At 71.1% G+C, this 6,087-nt stretch carries 3 protein-coding genes; all 3 read right to left on the reverse strand.

Translation table 11 applies throughout. From position 1 onward, the window contains the following. The coding region (locus tag ACTIGN_RS11265) for an ArnT family glycosyltransferase (RefSeq protein WP_439623822.1) at positions 1 to 1,301 on the reverse strand (1,301 nt) is incomplete at its 3' end. Positions 1,302 to 1,363: 62 nt separating this feature from the next. Further along, positions 1,364 to 2,467, reverse strand: a complete 1,104-nt coding sequence (ald, locus tag ACTIGN_RS11270) for an alanine dehydrogenase (RefSeq protein WP_439623824.1) — start codon at positions 2,465 to 2,467, stop codon at positions 1,364 to 1,366. A 145-nt stretch (positions 2,468 to 2,612) separates the two neighbouring features. Then, positions 2,613 to 5,576, reverse strand: a complete 2,964-nt coding sequence (locus ACTIGN_RS11275; protein ID WP_439623826.1) for a hypothetical protein — start codon at positions 5,574 to 5,576, stop codon at positions 2,613 to 2,615. Positions 5,577 to 6,087 lie beyond the last annotated feature (511 nt).

Genomic DNA, 6,087 nt, shown 5'->3' on the forward strand with positions numbered 1-6,087 from the left:
GCGTCCTGCCATACGGCGTGGCTGGCGGGGGGCCCCCCCCGCACGGCGTCCCTCCCGGTTGAATTCCCGTATTGCTGGTAGGGGCCGCCCTCGGTGGCGGCCCGCGTGAGGCCGACGGGTCCAACCCACCCCCCGAATTCGCGTCCGACGCTCGCCAAGAAACTCAGCAACCCCATCGCGCCGAGTCCCATCAGCCCGGGGGACATCGGCAGCGAGTAGCGGACGTTGTGGTTCGGCACGAGCGTCCAGAACAGCAGGTTCGGCCACGTCCAGCAGTGGAGCAGTTGCAGCATCAACTGCCCGCGGTCGTCCCACTTCGCGGCGAACCCCGGCCGGAGCGTCAGCAGCGCGAACGCCGACACCGGCAGGTGCGCCGCGAGGACGAGGAGCGGGTACGTCCCGAGTTCACCCCACGGGTAGCCGCGGGAAGACGACTTCGGCGAGAACCGGTACGCGGCTTCCTTCTGCACCGTCTCGAAGAGCGACTCGTAGCCGATCTGCTGCGCCACGGCGAACACCCACGTGGCGCACGCCAGCCCCGCCACGCCGACGGCGACGAGGTGCCGCCAGCCGAACAGGATGCGCCACTCGCCCCGCCACGCGAGCAGCGGCAGCACCGCGAGGTAGAAGAACGCGGGTGCGGTCCACTTCGTGAGCGTGCCGCCCGCGACGCAGAGGAGAGCCAGAACCCACCAGATCGCCGGCGGGGGGGGGGGGGGGGGCCCCCCCCGGGGTTGGGGGTGGGGCGACCAAGGGGGGGCCCCCCCCCCCCCCCGCCCCCCCCCCCCCCCCCCCCCTCGCCGGGTGGATTCCCGTTCGATCGCGCGGTGTGCGAGGGCGATTGCGGCGGTCACCCAGCCGACGAGCGTCATGTCGATCTCGGCGCTGGGCACCTTGTCGAGCCACAGCACGGAGGTGGGGAGGAGCAGCGAAGCGAGCAGCGCCGCACGCTCGTCAAAGGCGCGGCGGAACATGCCGTAGACGAGGAACACGCTGACGGTCGCGGCGATCACCGACGGGAGGCGCGCGCTCGCGGCCGACACCTCGCCGAACGGCAGCGAGCACAGGCCGATGGCGGCGTAGTGGCCGGGGGGCTTGGTGAGGAACGGTTCGCCGTACAGGACCGGGAACAGCCACTGCCCGTCCAGGCAGGCGCGGCCGATGATCGCCCGGAGCGCCTCGGTGCGGTACAGCGGCCCGTCGGCGACGCCGTACAGGAACAGAACCCCGCACCACGCGGCGAGGATGACGACGTGCTTCGGGAATAAGCACGAAATCCGAAGTACGAAACTCGAAACCAAGTCAGAACTCCGCTTCCTTGCTTCTTTCGGATTTCGTGCTTCGAATTTCGTGCTTACCGACGTCACACGGCCGGGACGCACTCCAGCCCGAACGTCTCGGCGACGGCGGCGTTGGTCACCCTCCCGGCCCGCACGTTCACGCCCGCGAGCAGCGCCGGGTTGTCCTTGATCGCGCGGTCCACGCCCTTGTTCGCGAGCTGCGCGGCGTAGGGGAGCGTCACGTTGGTCAGCGCGTAGGTGCTGGTGCGGCCGACCGCGCCGGGCATGTTCGTGACGCAGTAGTGGACGATGTCGTCCACCATGTACGTCGGGTTCGCGTGCGTGGTCGGGCGGCTCGTCTCGAAGCACCCGCCCTGGTCGATGGCCACGTCGATCACCACCGCCCGCGGCTGCATCACCTTGAGGTCGGCCCGGCGGACGAGGTGCGGGGCCTTCGCGCCCGGGATCAGCACCGCCCCGATGACGAGGTCCGACTGCCGCAGGCACTCCAGGATGTTCAGCCGGTTGCTGAACACGGTGGTGACGTTCTGCGGCATCACGTCGTCGATGTACCGGAGCCGGTCGAGGTTCACGTCGAGGATGTACACGTTCGCGCCGAGCCCGGCGGCGACGCGGGCGGCGTTCGCGCCGACGATGCCCGCCCCGATCACGGACACGGTCGCGGGCGGCACCCCCGGCACCCCGGCCAGCAGGATGCCCCGGCCCTCGAACGGCCGCTCCAGGTACTTCGCCCCCTCCTGCACGCTCATGCGGCCGGCCACCTCGCTCATCGGCGTGAGCAGCGGGAGCGTGCCCTTCGCGTCCCGGATCGTCTCGTAGGCGACCGCCGTGATGCCCGACTTCATGACGGCCCGGGTGAGGTGCTCGTCGGCGGCGAAGTGGAAGTAGGTGAACACCGTCTGCCCGGCCCGCATGTGGGGCCACTCCTCGGCGAGCGGCTCCTTCACCTTCACGATGAGGTCGGCGGCCCGCCACACCTCGGCGGCGGTGGGCACGATCTTCGCGCCGTTGGCGGCGTACTGCTCGTCGGGGATGCCGCTGCCGGCCCCGGCCCCGCTCTGGATGTGAACCGTGTGCCCGGCCCGCGTCAGTTCCTCGGCCCCCGCGGGGACCATCGCGACGCGGTACTCGTCGGGCTTCACTTCCTTCGGGACGCCAACAATCATGTGTGCCTCGCACGGGGGCGGTGACCGGTGCGGGTATTGTCCGCGGGAGGCGGGGCGCGATTCAAGGGGAAGTGGCGGGCGGGAAACGCACACGCCGCCGGGGTGGTACCCCCGGCGGCGTGCGGCTTGGTTTGCGTGGCGGCGGTCACCCCCGCTTGCGATCGGGTTGGCCCCGGCCCGGCGCCTTGGGCTGCGGTTGGGGCCGCGGCTGCTGCGGCTGCACCCGCGGCGGCTGCGGTTGCTGCGGCTGCACCCGCGGCTGGGCCCTGGGCACCGGCTGCGGTTGCACCCGCGGTTGCGCCTTCGGTACGGGCACCGGCACCGCCTGCGGCCGCGGTTGCGCCTTGGGCACCGGCACGGGTTGCGGTTGCACCCGCGGCTGGGCCTGCGGCGCCAGCCGCGCGGGCTGGGGCTGGGCCACCGGCGGCATCGGCCGCGTCTGCTGCGGCACCGCCGCTACCGGGGGCCGCACCTGAGCCCTCGGAGCCTGGACCGCCGGCGGGGCGAACGTCTTCGGGTCACCATCCTTCGGGTCGCGATCCTTCTTGGGCTCCCGGGGCTCCTTCGGTTCGCCCTTGGGCGGTTGCTTCGGCTGCGGGACCGGTTGCATCGGTACCGGCTGCTTGGGCTGGGGCTGGGGCTGGGGCTGCGGCTGCGGCACCGGCTGCTTGGGTTGCTTCGGCTGCGGCTGCGGGACCGGCTGCATGGGCACCGGTTGCTTGGGCTGGGGCTGGGGCTGCGGCTGCGGCTGCGGCTGCGGCTGCACCACCGGGGGCAATTTCGGAGGCAGCTTCGGCTGCGGATCGACCTTCGGGTTCCCCTTCGGCGTCGGATCCACCTTCGGGTTCGGGTCCACCTTGGGGTCGAACTTCGGCCGCGGGTCGTCCATCGGGTCACGCTTCGGGTTCACCTTCGGCCGCGGGTCGTCCATCGGATCGACCTTCGGGTTCCCCTTCGGCGTCGGATCGACCTTCGGGTTCGGATCGACCTTCGGGTTCCCCTTCGGCGTCGGGTCCACCTTGGGGTTCGGGTCCACCTTCGGCCCGACCTTGGGGTCGAACTTCGGCCGCGGGTCGTCCTTCGGGTCGCGCTTCGGGTTGGGATCGACCTTCGGGGTCGGGTCCACCTTCGGGTTCCCCTTCGGATCGGGGTCGGTCTTCGGATTCACCTTCGGATCGAGCTTGGGGTTCGGGTTCGGATCGACCTTCGGGTTCACCTTGGGATCGACCTTCGGGTTCGGGTCGAACTTGGGATCCGCCTTCGGCCCGACCTTGGGATCGACCTTCGGGTTCGGGTCGTCCTTCGGGTCGAACTTCGGGTTCCCCTTGGGATTGCCCTTCGGATTGATCTTCGGGTCCGGGTCGTCCTTCGGGTCGAACTTGGGGTTCACCTTCGGGCCGGCCTTCGGGTCCGGGAGGTCCTTGGGGTCGATCTTCGGGTTCAGCTTCGGGTCGGTCTTGCGCTCGATCTTCGGGGTGAACACCGGTTGCGTGTCGTCGTCGGCGCGGCCGGCGTTCGGGTCCACCTTCTGCGCGGCCTTCTGGTCGCGGTACGGGTTGGCCGGCGGGGCCTTCCGCTCGTCGGCGACGCGGGCCCGGGCGGCGATCGCCTTGGGCACCTCGATCCTCAGCGTCTGCGGGGCGGCCGGCTCGGCCCCCTTGGGCGCGGCCACCGGGCCCTTGGCGACGGCGGCCGTCTCCAGCTTGCGCCGGTCGGCGGCGAAGCTGCGGATCTCCTTGGCGCGGACGGCCTCGTCCTTGCGCACCTGGGCCGAGATCGGCTGGATTCTCACGTCGGGCTGGAGGTCCCGGGCGATCCGGGCCGGGGCCAGCATCGCCACGTCCGTGACGTTGGTGTTGTTCACCGTGGCGTGCTTGTTCACGACGGTGATGTTGTTCGTCACGTTCCGGTTGACGTTGGTCACGTTCGTGACGTTGGTGATCTGGTTGATCACCGTGTTCTGCTGCACCAGGTTCACCGGGGGCCGCGGGACGGTGCCGTTGAACCGGCCGCCGTACAGGTCCCCGACGCCGCGGTTCCAGGCGACGTTCTGCCGGTTGCGGACCGAGTAGTAGCTCCACAGGGGGTCGTACCCCCAGTTGCGGCCGCCGCCGAACCCGACGTTGAACCCGCCGCCCGGCCCGACGGTCCCGCACCACGCGTTGAACCCGTTGTTCGCGTACCGCGGGGCGAAGTAGTCGCCGAAGTAGTACGCGCCGAACCCGCGGCGGACGAACAGCGCCCCGACCATGGCCGGCTCGCTCACGACGTACGCGGGCGTGTACACGAACGCCGGCTGGGCGTAGACCGGCCGCGGGAAGTACACCGGGGCGTACAGCACGCCGCGGGTGGCCAGCGGGTAGTCCCAGTAGCCGTCGACGAAGATGTACCCGAGCGGCGACCACCGGTAGTGCGCCGGCACCCACACCCAGTTCGGGCGGTGCTCGATCCAGAACCCCGGCCGCCACAGGAACCGGCCCCGCCACACCCACGAGCCCGGGACGTAGAAGCTGGTCTGCGTCACCGCCGGGGTCGTCGGGCCGACCTCGACCGACGCGGGCGGGGGCGGCAGGTACTGGATCTCGGGCTGCTCCTGGACCGGCTGGCCGGCGGCCTGCGGGGGCAGCGTCTCCTGCCAGAACCCGGCGACCCACTGGTTCCCGCCGCGGACGTCGCGCCACGACCCGGGCACCCACACGCGGTTCGGGGGGGAGACCCGCCAGAACCCGCTGATCCAGATGTACCGGTCCGCGTCGTCGTCCCAGTGCCAGTACCCGGGGATCCACAGGACGTTGTCGCCCTCGGGCTTGTCCTCGGGGGGCAGCTCTTCGATCGGCTCCGGCGGCTCCTGGACCACGACCGGACTGGCCGTCGGCGCTTCGGCCGTGGTCGCGAACGCCTCGTGGACCGGCCCGCGGGCGAGCACCTCGGTCTGGTTCGCGTCGGCCGGCTGGTTCGGGTCGGCCTGGGCGAACTGTGCGGGCTGAACGCCGCCGGGCGGCGGGAGTTCCGGGAGCGGCTGCTGGGCCGGCGTCGCCCCGGCGGTCAGGGCGACGACCAGGCCGAGCAAGACGCCGGCCGGGATAATTCTCGGGAGATAATGTCGCATATGGACCTCGCGTGCAGCGTGGGGCGCTCGATGTTGCACCACAAGAACAGACTTTGAAGCAAAACTTGCGCCGGGAACGGGAACGGGTGCGGCGGGCGGGGGAGTGTAGCGGAAGTGGCGGCCGGCGCGAACACGAGGTGGCGGGGGCGGGAGGGGGCGAACCTGAGCGCCAGTTCTGGAGTTGCGCGATCGGATTGTGGCTTTTTAGCCGCGGATGCGGCGAGGGAGTGTAGCCAGGGGTGCGGTGCCGGCTCTGCGGCACAAACCCCTGGCGGCCCGTGCGCAGCGCCCGACGCCGTCTGTCGCCCCTCCGGGGCTGCGATCCGTGGTGCGCCGGGGACCAGGGGTTTGCTCGCTGCGCTCGCCGCACCCCTGGCTACACTCGGTCGCCGCATCCGCGGCTACAAAACCACGAACGCGCAAGGCGCACCCCCTCGCTGACGCTCAGGGTTCGCCTTGCTCCCACGAAATAGTCCCGCGGGTGCGAGTTCTTCTGGCCTACGCGGCTGTT

Source organism: Gemmata sp. (assembly GCF_051859125.1).
Classification (GTDB): Bacteria; Planctomycetota; Planctomycetia; order Gemmatales; family Gemmataceae; genus Gemmata.

Coding starts and splice junctions, on each gene's coding strand:
- ACTIGN_RS11275 (WP_439623826.1), bottom strand. CDS start 5,576: ATGCGACATTATCTCCCGAGAATTATCCCGGCCGGCGTCTTGCTCGGC.
- ald (WP_439623824.1), bottom strand. CDS start 2,467: ATGATTGTTGGCGTCCCGAAGGAAGTGAAGCCCGACGAGTACCGCGTC.